This is a genomic window from Neisseria sicca VK64 (genome assembly GCF_000260655.1).
Lineage (GTDB): Bacteria > Pseudomonadota > Gammaproteobacteria > Burkholderiales > Neisseriaceae > Neisseria > Neisseria sicca_B.
On sequence record NZ_AJMT01000066.1, the window covers coordinates 1 to 16383 of the forward strand.

16 protein-coding genes, 2 tRNA genes and 2 pseudogenes are annotated in these 16383 nt (G+C 46.4%); 8 read left to right on the forward strand and 12 right to left on the reverse strand.

Annotated elements, in window-relative coordinates; genetic code table 11:
• Positions 1–31: 31 nt before the first annotated feature.
• From HMPREF1051_RS15555 to HMPREF1051_RS03995, 6 genes and pseudogenes are all read right to left on the reverse strand, one after another.
• Positions 32–184, reverse strand: coding sequence for a papain fold toxin domain-containing protein (locus HMPREF1051_RS15555; RefSeq protein WP_141765192.1), 153 nt, complete (start codon positions 182–184; stop codon positions 32–34).
• Positions 185–572: 388 nt separating this feature from the next.
• The gene (locus HMPREF1051_RS03975; protein ID WP_003764723.1) at positions 573–1244 is read right to left on the reverse strand and encodes a hypothetical protein; all 672 of its coding nucleotides are present in this window, start codon (positions 1242–1244) and stop codon (positions 573–575) included.
• Between the two features lie 93 nt (positions 1245–1337).
• Positions 1338–2012, reverse strand: coding sequence for a hypothetical protein (locus tag HMPREF1051_RS03980; protein WP_003764727.1), 675 nt, complete (start codon positions 2010–2012; stop codon positions 1338–1340).
• A 34-nt stretch (positions 2013–2046) separates the two neighbouring features.
• Positions 2047–2724, reverse strand: coding sequence for a hypothetical protein (locus HMPREF1051_RS03985; protein WP_003764708.1), 678 nt, complete (start codon positions 2722–2724; stop codon positions 2047–2049).
• An 88-nt stretch (positions 2725–2812) separates the two neighbouring features.
• Positions 2813–3172, reverse strand: coding sequence for a hypothetical protein (locus HMPREF1051_RS03990; protein ID WP_003764725.1), 360 nt, complete (start codon positions 3170–3172; stop codon positions 2813–2815).
• A gap of 18 nt (positions 3173–3190) precedes the next feature.
• Positions 3191–3526: pseudogene (locus tag HMPREF1051_RS03995) on the reverse strand (DUF3990 domain-containing protein); the annotation flags it as partial.
• A gap of 152 nt (positions 3527–3678) precedes the next feature.
• On the opposite strand from HMPREF1051_RS03995, the gene HMPREF1051_RS04000 reads away from it, so the two are divergent.
• The 4 genes from HMPREF1051_RS04000 to HMPREF1051_RS04015 all read left to right on the forward strand — a co-directional run bounded on the left by HMPREF1051_RS04000 (position 3679) and on the right by HMPREF1051_RS04015 (position 6660).
• Positions 3679–4410, forward strand: a complete 732-nt coding sequence (locus HMPREF1051_RS04000; protein ID WP_036491732.1) for a hypothetical protein — start codon at positions 3679–3681, stop codon at positions 4408–4410.
• Positions 4411–4432: 22 nt separating this feature from the next.
• Positions 4433–4927 carry a hypothetical protein gene (locus tag HMPREF1051_RS04005; RefSeq protein ID WP_003764711.1) on the forward strand — a complete coding sequence of 165 codons (495 nt, stop codon included), beginning with the start codon at positions 4433–4435 and terminating at the stop codon, positions 4925–4927.
• 291 nt (positions 4928–5218) lie between these two features.
• On the forward strand, positions 5219–6130 hold the full coding sequence (locus HMPREF1051_RS04010) for a nucleotidyl transferase AbiEii/AbiGii toxin family protein (protein WP_003764731.1): 912 nt from the start codon (positions 5219–5221) through the stop codon (positions 6128–6130).
• Positions 6131–6186: 56 nt separating this feature from the next.
• A complete protein-coding gene (locus HMPREF1051_RS04015) occupies positions 6187–6660 on the forward strand; it encodes a hypothetical protein (protein ID WP_036491735.1) in 474 nt (157 codons plus the stop codon).
• Positions 6661–7007: 347 nt separating this feature from the next.
• Here HMPREF1051_RS04015 and HMPREF1051_RS12555 read toward each other — a convergent pair whose 3' ends face one another.
• From HMPREF1051_RS12555 to ppx, 6 genes are all read right to left on the reverse strand, one after another.
• On the reverse strand, positions 7008–8993 hold the full coding sequence (locus tag HMPREF1051_RS12555; protein ID WP_003764734.1) for a slipin family protein: 1986 nt from the start codon (positions 8991–8993) through the stop codon (positions 7008–7010).
• A gap of 245 nt (positions 8994–9238) precedes the next feature.
• The gene (locus HMPREF1051_RS04025; RefSeq protein WP_003764704.1) at positions 9239–9424 is read right to left on the reverse strand and encodes a hypothetical protein; all 186 of its coding nucleotides are present in this window, start codon (positions 9422–9424) and stop codon (positions 9239–9241) included.
• Positions 9425–9468: 44 nt separating this feature from the next.
• A tRNA-Met gene (locus HMPREF1051_RS04030) sits at positions 9469–9544 on the reverse strand.
• Between the two features lie 5 nt (positions 9545–9549).
• Positions 9550–9619, reverse strand: a tRNA-Glu gene (locus HMPREF1051_RS04035).
• A gap of 433 nt (positions 9620–10052) precedes the next feature.
• Positions 10053–10925, reverse strand: coding sequence for a metallophosphoesterase family protein (locus HMPREF1051_RS04040; RefSeq protein ID WP_003756659.1), 873 nt, complete (start codon positions 10923–10925; stop codon positions 10053–10055).
• Positions 10926–11278: 353 nt separating this feature from the next.
• Positions 11279–12787 carry an exopolyphosphatase gene (gene ppx / locus HMPREF1051_RS04045; protein ID WP_003764701.1) on the reverse strand — a complete coding sequence of 503 codons (1509 nt, stop codon included), beginning with the start codon at positions 12785–12787 and terminating at the stop codon, positions 11279–11281.
• A gap of 280 nt (positions 12788–13067) precedes the next feature.
• On the opposite strand from ppx, the gene HMPREF1051_RS04050 reads away from it, so the two are divergent.
• The 4 genes and pseudogenes from HMPREF1051_RS04050 to HMPREF1051_RS04065 all read left to right on the forward strand — a co-directional run.
• Complete coding sequence (locus HMPREF1051_RS04050; protein WP_003756649.1) at positions 13068–13697, forward strand: lytic transglycosylase domain-containing protein; 630 nt, start codon at positions 13068–13070, stop codon at positions 13695–13697.
• Positions 13698–13826: 129 nt separating this feature from the next.
• Positions 13827–15209 (forward strand): MFS transporter, encoded by a 1383-nt coding sequence (locus HMPREF1051_RS04055; protein WP_003764722.1) that lies wholly within the window; start codon positions 13827–13829, stop codon positions 15207–15209.
• A gap of 3 nt (positions 15210–15212) precedes the next feature.
• Entirely contained in the window at positions 15213–15728 is a 516-nt protein-coding gene (locus tag HMPREF1051_RS04060) for a single-stranded DNA-binding protein (protein ID WP_003742079.1), read from the forward strand.
• Between the two features lie 38 nt (positions 15729–15766).
• Positions 15767–16338 (forward strand): annotated as a pseudogene (locus HMPREF1051_RS04065) (IS5 family transposase); the annotation flags it as partial.
• Positions 16339–16383: the final 45 nt, after the last annotated feature.

Sequence of the window (16383 nt, forward strand, 5' to 3'; positions counted from 1 at the left end):
TCTAAAAAATTCATTTCTAATATTCCTATTATTAGAAAGGTTTAAATATTGATGGGTAAAAACCTAAATATCTGATACCTAAATCATTTATCCAAGTTTTTAGTGAGACACCGGAGTAATTGATATTACGAAAGATAGTGTTTCCAACTCGAATGCCTGCATGCTTGCTGTTTTTAGTAATCACTTCATTTTATCTGACCAAATAAAATTAGGTTTGAAACACAAGTAAACTTCATCTTCATAAATTTCGTCTTTTTGCATGGATTTCTTAAAGTTATTGGAAAATTCTTTACATCTTAAACGTTACTTGTTTTTGTAGACATCTTCTAGCTTCTCATATGATCTATTGGGTCGTATTCGCACAAGCTGTTGATGATGCCTTACGCCTTTTGGATTTCTTGTCGCGTTTTATGTCACTGATGACCTCGCCATCAAGGCTGACATCAAAAAATAAGATTATTTAAGCACAAATATTTCAGCGACCTCAAAAAAGGATTGAGGTCATCTGAAAAGCAGGAACCGCTGCATGTATCCCGACACACGTCTCGTCAAAATTAGAAGTTTCACACAAGCTAAAACCAGCAAGTTGCTATGACAGCACCATTCGAAATATCAACTTCCCAAGTATCTGAAATCAATCCTTTGTAATTGGACTCAACAATAAAATGTTCGTCATCTATCCAACGGAAATTCAAGCTACACCATATATCGATATAAGATGGTTGTTCTGTCAGCAACGTACCCTGCTTAACTATTTCCCCTTTTTTATCAGATACTGTCCAACTAATTTTAAAATGGTAAAGATTACAATACGCCCATAAGGAAAGATATTGTTTCCTATTGGGGCTAAGTTTCCGCTTTTTTATTTGCTTTTTAAATGTTAAATCAGACATCAAACAGGTTTGGTAAGCAGTCTCCAATGGTTCTCTCGACCAATTGTAATCAGACGCAATATCGAGCATTCCTTGATGGGTTACTTGTAACTGCATAATTTTCTTATCTTTTTCAGATAGGGATGTATACTTTTTGAAGTCAAAAAGCTGATAAGAATCAGCACTCCCCAATATTTTTTCTTTGGGCGGAAATGGGCCATTCTCCCATAAGAAAATATTACATTTAATCACCTTTTTGGAATCAAACTTAGGTATTGAAACGAGATAAAGCTCCGGAATAGCAAAGGTTTCTTGATTAAATTCAGAAGTCCTTTCATCGTTTTGACAGTATAAACAAATTTCGTTAATCATAATTTCACTTTAAGGATTGAGGTCGTCTGAAAAGCAGAAATCGTTGCATGTATCCAGACACACGCCACGTCAAAATTGGAAGTTTCACACAGGCTAAAACCAGCAAGTTGCTAGGACAGCACTATTCGAAATATCAACTTCCCAAGTATCTGAAATCAATCCTCTGTATTTGGACTCAACAATAAAATGTTCGTCGTCTACCCAATGGAAATTCAAGCTACGCAATATGTCGATATAAGATGGTTGTTCTGTCAGCAATGTACCCTGCTTAACTATTTCCCCCTTTTTATCAGATACTGTCCAAGTGATTTTAAAGTGGTGTTGATCGCAATATGCCCATAAAGACAGATATTGTTTTCTGTTCGGACTTAGCTTGCGCTTTTTGATTTGTCTTTTAAAAGTTAGATCGGAAGTCAAGCAACTTTGGTAAGCTTCTTCCAACGGTTTTGTATCCCAATTGTAATCAGCAGCAATATCTAGCATTCCCTGATGAATAACTTGTAATACCATGAGCTTTCTATCTTCCTCATTTAAAGAAAGATATTTTTTAAAATCAAAAAATTGGTACGATATAGCAAAACCTAGTATTTTCGCTTTGGTTGGAAATTGTCGGTCCTCACACAAAAAAATATTACATTTAAAAACTTTTTTTGAATCAAATTTTGGTAGAGATACCAGATATAGTTCTGATATAGCAAACATTCCTTTGCTAATGTTTTTATATTTTGTGTAATCTTCGAGAGGTAAGCTAATTTCTTTAATCATCATTTAGGCCTTTGTTGTAATTATTGGTTTATGCAGGCTACAATTTGCTAGTTACTAGGACAATCCCATTCAAAATATCAACTTCCCAAGTATCTGAAATCAGTCCTTTGTAATTGGACTCGACAATAAAATGTTCGTCATCTATCCAATGGAAATTCAATCGATAGCCCATTGCCAAGAAAGAAGGGGCTTCTGAAAATAAAGGTCCCCTTTGAAGGATTGTTCCTTTTTTATCAGATACTGTCCAAGTAATTTTAAAATGATAGAGATCACAATGCGCAAATATGGACAAATATTGTTTTCTATTCGGACTCATTTTACGTTTTTTAATTTGAGTATTTAAGACAAGATCAGCGTCCAAACAGGCTTGATATGCTATTTCAAACGGTTCCGTATTCCAGCCCTGCTCAACTGCAATACCCAACATTCCTTGATGGACTGCTTGTAATTGCATCATTTTTTTCTCAGTATCAGAAGACGCAAAATACTTATTAAAATTAAAATACTGATAGAAATCTGCAAACCCTTGTATATTTGGTTTTTCTGGGAAATTGTTATGCGGATGCAAAATAATCAAACAGGTATTGATTTTTTTAGAGTCAAATTTAGGAAGCGATTTAACATATAACGTCGGAATAGCATAAGCTTGTCTATTGAAATTCACAAATATTGGATTTGTACTATATTCACTTCTTAAGTCTATAACTTTAATCATAAATATCTCCTAATCAACCATAGATCGTTTTTATATTGCCTGCTTATTCTTTTGTTAGGTCTTGAGCCAATCTTACTAATTGCCCCAATTAATCACATATATTTAACTTTAAATTATTATTTTTTATATAACTATCCATCCAGTCATAGTAATCATCTGGCAGCTCAATATTAAAACCATGATTCCAATAATTGTCCCCATGTACCAACAACATTGCCCAATGATACTCTTCATCATGACATAGCATACCAACCGAATGAAAATTTAACTCTTCCTTAGAACATAAAAAAGATTCATTTATTATCTTTTCCGCATAATCATCGGTATATCTTAAATAATGGGTTAGTATCCCAAATATTATATACAACCAAGTTTTTCTATGAAAAATAACTCTATCACCAGTTTCATTATCAGTGAATATCATATTATCTTTAAAATTATCAAACATTTTTTTCCTTATGGCAGATTAAGAGCAATTTTTACCAGTTTGATTAACTTTTTTAAACCGATTAAATAAATTGAATGCTTTTTTCTGTAAAATAACAAAATGCAAACCTATAGCTTTATGTGCTTTTCCTCTTTTAGCATCACTTGGATTTGCCAACATCGGACCACTTACCGAATCATGGTTATGGTTTAAAGTGCCCTTTCGACCTTTTGTTACAAAATCTCCCCATTCCAAATCAGCAGATGAGAATTTTTTAATATCTAACTTATCCAATTCAGAATTAGGTATATCAAATTGTGTTATAGGAACGTTCTTCCTTGCTACCCATGTTTCTGCTTGCATACGGTTTGTTGTAACGTAGAAACCTCCTTAACCAGAAGGATTAAGGTGGCTGACATAGAAGAAGTCGTCTAAACAGCAAAACCGTGGGCGTGCGTTCTGCACACCCCTTACACCAAACTAATTTAAACACACCTGGCTACGACAAAAACCATCCAACCATTCTAATGAAAACCAAACAACCGCCCTGCTTCCTCCGCCCAAAAGAAAAGAGCGTCCGCATTAACCGCGTGCTTCAACTCAACCCTGCTTATTGCGGTAATATTGCCCATCTGATCCGCCTGTACCTAAGGATTTGCCACAATCCCTATCTGCATCTGCCGCGCGTACGCGCCAACCATGCGCCATGGCATTTTATCGAACTGGACGGTCATTTTTATTTGGATCTGGGACTGGGTTTGCCTACAGGCCGCAGCGAATGTGACTTTACCCTTCAAACCTGCCAACTCCCCGCTTGTCTGCAGCAGGGCGATGACGAGGCTGAAGGGCATTTCTGCGATATTCTGAAGGCAATGTTAATGATGTTTTACCTGCCCGTTTTTGCGCTCAATCAGTCTCAGTCCTGCGTATGCAACAAAACCGTGTTGCTTCCTGAGACCGCTAAACCTCCACAAAATGATGAACAACGCACCAATCTGATTCAAAATTTATTTTTTAACAGTCATATAATGGATGCCCGCCGCAGGTTGATACAAGACGGGGGAATTCTGTATTTTATATTGGACGAAGCCAATCCCACCAAACGCCGCCCGCTGCGCGAATTGATAGATGAAATAAACATTCGACCTCAAACAAGCGAACCGGACCGGCAAAAAATGCAAATTGTTATGGCGTTTTATCGCGAAATGTCCAATTTCCTGCAATCCGGCCTACCGAAACAAATAAACGAAACAATCTAGAACATTAAGGTCGTCTGAAACCATGTATTACGAACTCCACCTTACTTCCACGCCGCAACCTTACTCCGCCCTTCACCGTTTTCAGACGACCTGTGCCGACTTAGGAGGCAAAGCCGTGCTAATCGAACTGCCCGAGGGCGAGCATCCTCAGCAACCGATGTTTTCCGCTGTGATACAGTCAGACGATTATCATGCTGTTCGGCAGCATATACAGATGCTTGCCAATCGGTTCGCCGCGCAAGGCTTTACCATCGTGCGTGAAAAAATTGAAATTCCTGCCGACTGCGCTGTCTGTTTTCAGACGAGCTATCCAAACGAAAAACCCTGTTATTTCGAATGGCACGGCAAGGTGCGGCATAAGGCTGAAGAATTGCCTACCCTGCGCGCGCCTACTGCTCTCGCTGCCATGCCCATCTGTCGCGCAACACTTTACGCCATACGCCTGACCAACGGTTTATTACCGTGCGCCATTCGGGTGATTACACTGAGTTTGTTGAGCGTGTACAAAAGTTGTTAGACGATCTGCCCGATTCAGTATCCCTTATCAAACAGCAATTTGAATATTGTGTGTATGATGGAAATTTGGATTTGGATAAAGGATGGACGCATTGAGAGGAATCCTTCAGGTCGTCTGAATTCCCATATCCAACGAACAGCATGCTCAAGCCATGTCCCTGTTTTATAGTGGATTAACTTTAAATCAGGACAAGGCGACAAAGCTGCAGACAGTACAGATAGTACGGCAAGGCGAGGCAACGCCGTACTGATTTAAAGTTAATCCACTATATAACCTTGCTCAAAACGCATCATGAATCCCATTGAACTCTACGCCCTTCAGTATCCCGACCTTTCCGAAACCCGGCTGCTGGAGCTTATCGCCCAAGAAGCATTTATCCGCCGCGCCGCCAGCTTGGATTTTCCCTTCATGCTTAAAGGCAGCCACATCACGCGCCAATATTTTCCCAATCTGCAAATGCGCCTGCCTGCCGATTTGGATTATGTGATGTTGCCGTATAAAGAAGACTACCGTTCTGCCGAAAACAGTCTGAACAAATGGGCGCAAGCCGTAACCACCGCTTATGCCTATGATGGCGTAACGTTCACACCATTCTCCCAAAATCCCTTTTGGCGCAATGTGGATTACGCCATGTCGGACGATTTTCCCACCACCAATACCGATTTGACCTGCACCATCAACGGTCAGCTTGTAGAATTAAGCGTTGATGTATCGTTTAATCTGGATTTGCCTATCGAACCCGATTACTACACCGTATTCAATACAGCGATGGACCAATTTACGCTGCCCTATTCCGTACCGCTCGCCCCGCAAATCGCATGGAAGCTGCATCAAACGCTCATCCGTCCGCGCTTTAAGGATTTGTATGACTTGAGTTATCTCGTTCGACACATTCAAGGCGACACCAATCTGATTGCCCAAATATTAGACATACTTACCGCCGAATGCCGCCGCGACCGCATCCCGCTGGGAAACATACGCCACCTGTTTTCGAGCAATCTGCGTGATATTTTCTGCCATTACGATACACGCCACCCTTATATCAAAAACCTCCGCCAAGACTGGGACTACCAACGTAAAACAGATGAATTTTCTTATACCTGTCCGCAAATACCAGACGATTATCAAACCGTGTTTGAGCAATACGTACAAAGCTTGCGCGATGCGGGTCTGACGTTAGACAATCTTGTCTTGCCGCAATAAAGTTCAGGTCGTCTGAAAATGATTTTTCAGACGACCTCTCAGAAAGGAGCATTATTATGGGAATCCTCATTTTTAAAACCGACAAAACGAAATGGCAGAAAATGCTCATAGCTCTGTTAGGTTTATTTTTCTTAACTACGGCAATAGCCGGAGGAAATATGAATTTTCGTTCAGGTAAAAATGATAGTGATGTTTCAAGATTAGCCCATGCCAAAGCATTGGAAAGTAAATTAATTGGAGAAGAAGGGTCGAAATCCAAGCAAAGCAATAGCTTTGAAAGATTGAATAAAGAAGGAAATAGAGATAAATTTAGAAAGTTATATCATGAATCAAAAAATATTCATGGGAAGATATATGCTTTAGTTTGGTTTTTCGATAATGATAAAAATTTGTACAGAAGATATAAGAATGAATTAAACCAAAATGAACACGTAATGATTCATCACGCAGATGTTAAATTGATTTCCCCGCTGTCTGATGTTTTCCCACTGATTGAATCAGGCTATTTAAAGAAACATATTTTGTATTGAATGTTCAATAAATCCTACTTCGCAATCTATTACTGCAATGTCAGAAAAGCTCATATTTGAGAAAGCCACTTACAGAGACCTTTGCAAAAATGGTCTATTAACGAAATTTGGCACCTAAGAGTACGCCAAAAAATTTTCAATTAACTAAAACCTTTCTGATATTGAGTAAAAAGTAGGAAAAATCAGAAAGGTTTTTCATTTTGGAAATGATATTGAGCATAAAAATTTAGTAACTTATATTATTGCAAAGACCTCATACACTTTATCCAAAAAAGCAGCCTGCACTTCCAAATTTCCAAGTACAGGCTGCTTTTCTGCCGTGCGGCGTGTTCAGGCGGCCAAAAATCCTATTTCGGCTGTTGAATATTAATCAAGCCTTTCAACACGCCGTCCAATCCGCCGTACACGGAAATCTTGTCGATTTTCTCGGTAACTTTTTCCAATGTTTCCAATTCTTTCAGACGCAGGGCAGTCGGGTTTTCCTCCATCACGCGCGCGGTGTTCAGTAGCGAGCGTGTGGCGGCGGTTTCTTCGCGGCGGCGGATGTTGTTGGCTTGGGCGGATTTTTCGGCTTCCACTACGCGCGTTAAGATGCTGCGAATTTCGCCCGGCAGGATAATGTCTTTCACGCCTGCGCTGTCGATTTCCGCGCCCTGCGGCACTTTGGCGCGAATGAGCGCGGTCAGCTCCGTATCCAAGCCCTGTTTGTCCGCCAACAGTGTGTCCATACTTTTACTGCCGATGAGCGCGCGGATGGCGAACTGCAATTCGCGGTAGAGATATTCTTCGGGCGATTGATGCTGGGCAAACCATTTGGGCGCGTCCGTAATCCGGTAGTTGCATACCACATTGGCGCGTACGGTAACCTTGTCTTCAGTCAGCAGCTCCTGCCCCGATACTTCGCAAGTCTGCAAACGCAAATCTGCCACTTGGCTGCCGACCGTCTGGTTTACCAGCCAATAGTGGTAACGCCCCTGCGTCAGAGGCGGTTGCTGCACGTTGTCGATATAGACCAAGCCCTGATGGTGTTCGGGTACGTTTACCGTATGCACTGCATTTTTAAACACAGGATGGCCGCCGAAATTGATGTTCTGCAACTGCTTCACTGTATCCGCATCGATTGCCAAATCTTGTGATAAATCAATACGTTGGATTTCATACGGCTGAGCCGCTTCGCGCCAGAACCACGCTGCTTCTTTGGGGCGGATCAGGTTTTGCAGCTTGCCGTTTTGCGACCACAGCAGCAATTCGTTTTCGCCGGCTTCCACGCGCTGCCAATGCGCCGCCGCAAGTTCGGGATTTTGCGCCGCCCATTGCGCCAGTTGCGCCGTATTTTCGTATACGGGTATGCCTGTATCGGCAAACAGGGCTTTATGTTCCTCGCCCAACAGCAGTACATAATCGCCTTCGCCCAGCACGCGCATCAGGCGGTTGCGCTCGGTAATCAGCAGGCGTTCGTTGGCTTTAACGGTATATTTTTGCAGGGGTTTGTCCAACGTGGCGTGTGCCAGCAAAGCAGCCTGCACATTTTCGGGCAGCCAGTATTCGGTTTTCGGCTGCGTGTGCGTTTCGATTTCTCCATTTTCAGGCAACCAAAACGCTGCGTGTTCGCCGCTTGCCACGACCTTTGCGCCAAAATCCTGATGCCACGCCAACGTGTTTTGCCCCACAGGGCTTTCCAGCACCAGCCATTGCGGATTTTCAGGCTGCTCTTTCGCCCATTTCTGCGCGTCTTCCCATTGATGATACATTGCGTTGGCAGTGTGTTGCCGTTCGATTTCGATTTCGTTATTTTTCGCTCTCGCCTTGCTTTGCAGCAGATACCGCCCTTCGCCCAGCACGCGCTGCAAACGCCCGTTGATGCGGATAAGCAGGCGTTCGTGTTGCTCCACGACAAATTTCTCGCAGTTTGATGGCACTTGGTTGCGCAACAGCAGCGTTTCCTGCACGTTTTCAGGTAGCCAGTATTCGTTGTGCGCCAGCGTGAGCGTGTTCAATTCGCTCTTTTCAGGACGAAAAAACGCCCAATAGTCCGTATTGTCGGTCATGGTGAATACGGGCATTTCATCGTGCCATACCAGTGTATTGTGTCCGGCAGGGTTATGGACAATTTGCAGGAATTTTTCCGCCTTTTTGCGCTCCGAAGCGATTTTCAACAAACTGCCGATGCCGTTCCACTGCACATGCAGTACGGTCGCGTCCTGTTTGTGTGTTTCAATTTCCTTGCCCCAATGCCAAATAGTGTGTTTCCCCGCATTGAGAACGGTGTGCAGGCTGCCATCCAGCAGAACGATAAGGCGTTCGGTGGGTTTGACGACGAAATTTTTGAACATGACGTTTCCTTTTTAAAATTTAAAATGGATTGGGCTTGGGCATTTCCGTTGCCCCAAATCCCGTTTCAGGCCGCCTGAAAACGGCAACCCGAAGAAATAGGGGCAACCTGCCGCTGCCGCTTGTGCAACAGCCAGAGGCGGCGGACCCGTGTGTGCATCGGGGAGCATGAGAGCAGCGCAGGGCTTGGGTTTCACATCTTGCCTAAACCGTTTTGCCATGCACCGGTAACATGCCCGCCTTTGCGTCAGCCGGGCCGCAAGTCTTGCCTGTTGTCTTTGCGGTATGGCGGCGGATAGGTTTCAGACGACCCCAATGGTGCAGGCTGCCTGAAACGCCGTCCGACGCCGCACCGCTCAGAAAGCGGCAGCAGCAGGTTGCGGTACTGCGTTTTTGGTTTTTGAGACCAATAAATGTCGGTTTTACAAACCATTTTCTATCGTGACAGGATAGTGTCGGATAAAGCCCCGACAGGCTTGGTTTTGAATACAGGAATCGAACCTGTTACACAAGGATTATGAGTCCTTTGCTCTACCCAATGAGCTAATTCAAATGCTTGTGTTGCGGGAATCGAACCCGCTACCGTCAGAATGAAATTCTGATGCTCTACCGAGTGAGCTAAACACTTCCATCAGCTTTGTGCTATGGGATTCGAACCCATGTTTGCGGACCCGTTGCCCGCCGTCTTTCCCACTAGACGAAACACGCTTTTGCCTTTGGTTTTCTGCTTTCCGCCACTTTCGTAGCGCAGGATGCGGAATATCGGCACGCCGCCCGCACAGTTCTGCCTGCCGCTAAACACGCAGAGCCGCTGCTAATCGCTTTGAAAAGCATGGACAGATTGTATTAAAAAGACAGCCTGAAAACAAATATTGATTTAGTAAGTTGTTTGCCATTCATTCCGAGCACTATTAAGTAGCCCATTAGCCGATAATGCCTCTACTACCTTTGCCGTTACCATTTCTTACAGCGGTTCCAAATCAAATATCATTAAGGGTTCGAACTATCTAAAACAATCAACCAAAATAAAAGGACGGATTTCCTTATCCGCCCCTTTTACATCAGTAATATCGCCAAGTATCCCGCATAAAATGGATAATCTCGTTTAATGGTACAGGTGAAAGCGTAAAATGCTTGTCACCCTTCTGCTGCTCTACTTCCAAAATCAACATACACCCCTCCGACAACTTACCCTCTCCGTCAAATTCCAATTCTTTAATTTTTACCGACTGTGTAATGCCGTTGTCTGCCAAATTTTGCTGATATGCTTCTCCAGTATGTCCGTAAAAATGGTAGGCAAAAGCAAGCTTATCCATCACTTCTGCAATTTCAACAGAGCCATAACCGCGCTGGCTGTCACCAAACTTATCATGCGTAATCAGCACATCGGGGTCATGTTTGCTTTTCAGGCAATCTTTAACCAAACGGCGCAGATTCTGACGTTCATATTCTTGGATAAATTCGCCATGAGGTCGTTGTTTTCTATCGCCAATACGGCCGATGCCGATTATTTCCAGCGATTCTCCTCCTTTTTGAAACACAAACGAATCCCCCGTTTTGAGTACCCAAACGCGCTCATAAGCATCAATGGTAAAAGCAGCCTGCTCGCTTTGCCGTTCTAATTCGTCTAAAAAACCATGATCTTCATGATTGCCACGTACGCAAAGCATATCGATATTAAGTTTATCGAGAAATCGGGCGATTTGAGGATTCGGTTGCACAAAATCGTCCATAAATCCCAATTCATTGCGATCTTTTGCAGCATGACGCAAGGTGGCTTTATCCATACAATCTTTACTGGGGAAAGCACCCATATCACCACATTGGAGAATCAAATCTATGCTTTTGCCTGTAATTTGCTGGTAGTGATGTACCAGCTTAAAAGGAAGTAAGAATTTGCCATGTATATCGGCGAATAGAGCGAAACGGAGCATGGGAGAAATTTCAATCAAATGAATGGAAATGAGGAGGCGGACATACCAACACCTTAAATATAAGACACATTTTAGCAGCAAACGATAAACGTTTTTTACTTGCTTAATCTTAAATAGGAAACACTATCGATGTGTTAGAACATTATGTTTGAGTGATTTATTGAGGAAAGCCCATGCTTCATCCCAAACCATACCCATTGATAAAATATCTGATGGGTCAGCCCTTATCGACCTGTTTCAAATACTAAAAAATATTGGATTCAAAATCCTTATCTCAAATCACGACATCCCTGCAAATAACAAAAAGGTCGTCTGAATCTAATTTTCAGACGACCTTTTTACTATTTTCAGCCCTATTGAGGCTGCACGTTGAAAGGCATATCGATCTTTTGCCATTGCGCGCTTTCGTAGTCGAGCGCGGCGGCGATTAGGGGGTGTTGTTCGAGCCAGTTTTGGCTGATGCGCAGGATGAAGCCTTTGCCGGTTTCGTCGGCGCGCAGTTGGGTTTGCGGCGGCAGATCCAAAGGCAGGCGGGCGCGGCAGAAAAGTGCGGCGAGGCGCAGGGAGAGGACGGCGTACCAAAGCATTTCGCTGCTGCCGACGATGTCCGCCATTTTTTTCATGTCGCCGCGGTGTCCGATGACCAGTTGCGCGAGTATGGTTTGCTCTTTGCGGGAGAAACCGGGCATATCGGCGTTTTCGAGGATGTAGGCGGAGTGTTTGTGGTAGCCGGTGTGGGCGATGTCGAGTCCGATTTCGTGCAGCCTGCCTGCCCAGCCGAGGTATTGTTGCCATTGGGCAAGGTCTTGGACGGTTACGTTTTTGGCGTGGCACAGGCTGTCCATAAAGGCTTGCGCGGTTTCGGCGACGCGTTTGGCTTGGTTGAGGCTGACGTGGTAGCGGTTTTGGAACTCAGCGGTCGTCTGATCGCGCATGTCTTCGTTCAAACCGCGTCCAATCAGATCGTAGAATACGCCGTCGCGTAGGGCGGCTTCGGTAACGGTCATTTTGGTGAGGTCAAGTTCTTCAAACGCTGCCATCATGACGGCCAGTCCGCCGGCGAACACTTCCACGCGCTCGGGCTTGAGGCTTTCGAATTTGGCTTTTTTGACGGAACCGGCTTCAATAATACGGTCGGCGAGGTAGCGCATGCCTTTGTAGGTGATGTCGGCTTCTTGGGGCAGCTCGGCGGCGATGAGGTCGCGGATGGATTTGGCGGAACCGGATGTGCCGATGGCGAAATCCCAACCTGTACGCTTCATGAGTTTGCTGATGCGCTGGATTTCGTTGCGGGCGGCGGAGATGGCGGCTTGGAAGTCTTTGGCGGTGATTTTGTTTTGGAAGAAACGCAGGCTGTAAGTGACGCAGCCTAAAGGCAGGCTTTCGGTGGCGAGCGGCTGGAGGTCGGAGCCGATGACAAATTCGGTTGAGCCGCCGCCGATGTCGATGACGAGCATTTTGTCGCCGTTGGGCGGCAGGGTGTGGACGACGCCGGTGTAAATGAGGCGGGCTTCTTCACGGCCTGCGATGATTTCGATGGGGAAGCCCAGTGCGGCTTCGGCTTTGGGTAGGAATTGGGCGATATTTTTTGCTACGCGGAAGGTATTGGTCGCCACGACGCGCACTTGTTCGGGCCTGAACCCGCGCAGCCGTTCGCCGAATTTTGCCAAACAGTCCAAGGCACGCTCTTGGGATGCTTCGTCGAGGTTTTTATGTTCGTCCAAACCGGCGGCAAAACGCACCATTTGTTTGAAGGAATCGATGACTTTCAGTTGTCCGTTGTTATTTTCGCAAACTTGGAGGCGGAAGCTGTTGGAACCTAAATCGACGGATGCCAGGACGTTGGTGGGCGTAGTGGTCATGAAGGGATACCGGTGGATAAACGAAGCTCTAATGTTACTCTGTCCCGCCGTTGATTGACAATATCGCAAATCAACTTTAAACCGCCGCAATATTGCACCGTATTGATGTATCACGCATTGTCTGTTTCAAGTCAATCCGCTCATCAATGATACACGCCACCTTTGATTCTGCACGGAGATATTCTTATAATATCCGTTTTGCAAACGTCAAAAGGTCGTCTGAAAACAACGATAGGGTTTTCAGACGACCTTTAAACCGACTAAACGAATGACAGTACACATGAAAACGGAAAACCTTATCCTCACGCCCGAATCCCCGTCCCGCCGCCGCTTTTTACTGGCTGGCGGCGCATTGCTGCTCAGTCCTGCAGCCGCACTCGCCGGCGCGCAACGCGAAGAAACGCTTGCCGACGATGTCGCTTCAGTGATGCGCAGCTCCATCAACAATGTCAATCCGCCGCGCCTCGTGTTCGCCGATCCAAACGAAGGCGAACGCTGGCTGGCGGCGATGTCCTCCCGCCTTGCCCGCTACGTTCCCGATGCCGCCGAACGCCGCCGCCTGCTGGTCAACATCCAATACGAAAGCAGCCGCGCGGGGTTGAATACCCAAGTGATTTTGGGCTTGATCGAAGTCGAGAGCGCGTTCCGCCAATACGCCATCAGCGGCGTGGGCGCGCGCGGGCTGATGCAGGTCATGCCGTTTTGGAAAAACTATATCGGCAAACCTTCGCACAACCTGTTCGACATCCGCACCAACCTGCGCTACGGCTGCACCATCCTGCGCCACTACAACAATATCGAAAAAGGCAACATCGTCCGCGCTTTGGCGCGCTTCAACGGCAGCCTGGGCAGCAACAAATACCCCAACGCCGTCTTAGGCGCATGGCGCAACCGCTGGCAATGGGGCTGACCGCGGGGTATAAACGGCTGCGGTCCGTGCAAATGCAAACCCTTTTGAATCCTGTATAATCCGCACATCTGATAATTTTAAAATTTCAGACGACCTAAAAATCCTACCGGGTCATCTGAAAAACCTTTTATGGCAAAAGACACCCGCATCCAAATGTTCCCGCACGAATGGCGTGCCAGCACCACCCTCTCCGGCGTTTACGCACTGCGTATGTTGGGGATGTTCTTGGTTCTCCCCGTTTTGTCCTTATATGCCGCCTCATTGCCCGGCGCGGAAAACAACAAAACCTTGGTCGGTCTAGCAATGGGTATCTACGGACTGACGCAGGCGTTGCTGCAACTGCCTTTGGGCATCGCCTCCGATAAATTCGGACGCAAAAAAACCATTTATGTCGGACTGATTGTCTTTGCCGCCGGTAGTTTTCTCGCTGCTGCCGCCAACTCATTGCCCATGCTGGTTGCCGCGCGCGCCATCCAAGGGGCGGGCGCAGTCAGCGCCGCAGTGACCGCGCTGCTTGCCGACTTGACCCGGGACGGCGTGCGTACCCGCGCAATGGCGATGATAGGTTTGAGCATAGGTTTGACCTTTTCCGTCAGCCTGGTGGTCGCCCCGATGATTGCCGACATAATCGGCGTTCCCGGATTGTTTATGCTGACCGGTATCCTGACCGTCATCAGCATAGGCGTTGTCGCTTGGATGACTCCCGACCCCGAAGTGTCCAAACTGCACGAAGACACACAGGCGCAGCCCTCGCGCATGGGCGAAGTCCTCCGTGACCGCCAGCTTCTCAACCTGGATTTCGGCATTTTCGCACTGCACGCCGCACAAATGGCGTTGTTTACCGCCCTGCCTTTTGCCATGACGCAGCTCGGTTTGGAAAAAATCCAGCATTGGAAAGTCTATCTGCCCTCGACCATCGCAGGGCTGGTGATCATGATCCCCCTCATCATCATCGGCGAAACCCGCAACAAGCTCAAACAAGTCTTCATCCTCGGCATCGCCTGCATTGCCGCGGCGCAAATCGGCTTATTGTTCGGCATGCACTCGATTTGGCTGATTACCGCCTATCTGGTTGTTTACTTTATCGGCTTCAACGTATTGGAAGCCAGCCTGCCGTCCATGGTGTCTAAGATTGCGCCGGCCGATTTGAAAGGCACGGCGATGGGCGTTTACAATACCATGCAGTCCGTCGGGCTGTTTGTGGGCGGCGCAAGCGGCGGATGGCTGTTTCAACAATACGGCTTTGCAGGCGTTTTCACCTTTTGCAGCGCGTTGATGCTGTTGTGGCTGGTCATCGCCATACTCGCCCCCGCGCCCAAACCCGTCAAAAACCTCAGCTATCCCGTCAGCCGCGCATGGCAGGAAAAACACGATTCGCTCTACCAAGCATTGTCCCAAATCGAAGGCGTCGAAAGCATTACCTTCAGCGCAGACAAACAAACCATTTACATCAAGGCGTTGCAAAAAGGATTTGACCAAGAGGCCGCCGAAAACATCATCACAGGAGTTTAAAAAATGTCATTGAACAAAGTCATCCTTATCGGCCGTCTCGGTCGTGACCCCGAAGTCCGCTATATGCCCAACGGCGAAGCCGTCTGCAATTTCAGCGTCGCCACCAGCGAAACATGGAACGACCGCAACGGCCAGCGCGTAGAACGCACCGAGTGGCACAACATCACCATGTACCGCCGCCTCGCCGAAATCGCCGGACAATACCTGAAAAAAGGCAGCCAAGTTTATCTGGAAGGCCGCATCCAAAGCCGTAAATACCAAGGCAAAGACGGCATCGAACGCACCGCATACGACATTATCGCCAATGAAATGAAAATGCTCGGCGGCCGCAACGACAACAGCGGCGGCGCACCTTACGACGACGGCGGTTACAGCCAAGGCGGCTACCAACAACAAGCGCCGCAGCAACAATACCAAGCAGCCCCGCAAAACCAAGAACCCCCTGCTGCCCCCCGCCGCCAAGCTCCCGCCGCACCGGCAGCCCCTGTCGAAGACATCGACGACGATATTCCGTTCTGAGTTACATATAATTAAATATTGTAAAATATAACACAAAAACCATTATTCAGACCGCCGGCAGCAAACAGCGTCAGGCCATAGAAGTCGATGAGGAAGGACAAGTCAGCGGCCAAACCACACCGAGTAAGGACAAAGATGCTCGCTGGACAAAGAAAAACGGCCTCTACAGACTCGGTTACAAACAACATACCCGCACCGATGAGGAAGGCTATATCGAGAAACTGCACATCACCCCCGCCAATACCCATGAGTGCAACCATCTGTCCCCTTTGTTGGAGGGTATTGCCGAAGGTACGACCATTTATGCTGACAAAGGCTACGACAGCAAGGAAAACCGGCAACATCTGAAAGAGCATCAGTTGTTAGACGGCATTATGCGCAAAGCCCACCGCAACCATCCGCTGACGGAAGCGCAAACCAAACGCAACCGATATTTGTCGAAGACCCGTTATGTGGTCGAACAAAGCTTCGGTACGCTGCACCGTAAATTCCGCTACGCCCGGGCAGCCTATTTTGGTCTGCTCAAAGTGAGTGCGCAAAGCCATCTGAAGGCGATTGTTTGAACCTGTTGAAAGCAGCTAACAGGCTAAGTGTGCCTGTTTGCGCCTAAAAGGCGGTCCGGATGCCTTATTATCAGGTATCCGGGGAGGATTAA

Excerpts from the sequence above, each read along its gene's own strand:
- ppx (WP_003764701.1), bottom strand. The coding sequence starts at position 12,787 with ATGACCACTACGCCCACCAACGTCCTGGCATCCGTCGATTTAGGTTCC.
- HMPREF1051_RS12555 (WP_003764734.1), bottom strand. The coding sequence starts at position 8,993 with ATGTTCAAAAATTTCGTCGTCAAACCCACCGAACGCCTTATCGTTCTG.
- HMPREF1051_RS04050 (WP_003756649.1), top strand. The coding sequence starts at position 13,068 with ATGAAAACGGAAAACCTTATCCTCACGCCCGAATCCCCGTCCCGCCGC.
- HMPREF1051_RS04010 (WP_003764731.1), top strand. The coding sequence starts at position 5,219 with ATGAATCCCATTGAACTCTACGCCCTTCAGTATCCCGACCTTTCCGAA.
- HMPREF1051_RS04000 (WP_036491732.1), top strand. The coding sequence starts at position 3,679 with ATGAAAACCAAACAACCGCCCTGCTTCCTCCGCCCAAAAGAAAAGAGC.
- HMPREF1051_RS03975 (WP_003764723.1), bottom strand. The coding sequence starts at position 1,244 with ATGATTAACGAAATTTGTTTATACTGTCAAAACGATGAAAGGACTTCT.
- HMPREF1051_RS04015 (WP_036491735.1), top strand. The coding sequence starts at position 6,187 with ATGGGAATCCTCATTTTTAAAACCGACAAAACGAAATGGCAGAAAATG.
- HMPREF1051_RS04055 (WP_003764722.1), top strand. The coding sequence starts at position 13,827 with ATGGCAAAAGACACCCGCATCCAAATGTTCCCGCACGAATGGCGTGCC.
- HMPREF1051_RS04025 (WP_003764704.1), bottom strand. The coding sequence starts at position 9,424 with ATGGTTTGTAAAACCGACATTTATTGGTCTCAAAAACCAAAAACGCAG.
- HMPREF1051_RS04040 (WP_003756659.1), bottom strand. The coding sequence starts at position 10,925 with ATGCTCCGTTTCGCTCTATTCGCCGATATACATGGCAAATTCTTACTT.
- HMPREF1051_RS03990 (WP_003764725.1), bottom strand. The coding sequence starts at position 3,172 with ATGTTTGATAATTTTAAAGATAATATGATATTCACTGATAATGAAACT.
- HMPREF1051_RS03985 (WP_003764708.1), bottom strand. The coding sequence starts at position 2,724 with ATGATTAAAGTTATAGACTTAAGAAGTGAATATAGTACAAATCCAATA.
- HMPREF1051_RS04005 (WP_003764711.1), top strand. The coding sequence starts at position 4,433 with ATGTATTACGAACTCCACCTTACTTCCACGCCGCAACCTTACTCCGCC.
- HMPREF1051_RS04060 (WP_003742079.1), top strand. The coding sequence starts at position 15,213 with ATGTCATTGAACAAAGTCATCCTTATCGGCCGTCTCGGTCGTGACCCC.
- HMPREF1051_RS03980 (WP_003764727.1), bottom strand. The coding sequence starts at position 2,012 with ATGATGATTAAAGAAATTAGCTTACCTCTCGAAGATTACACAAAATAT.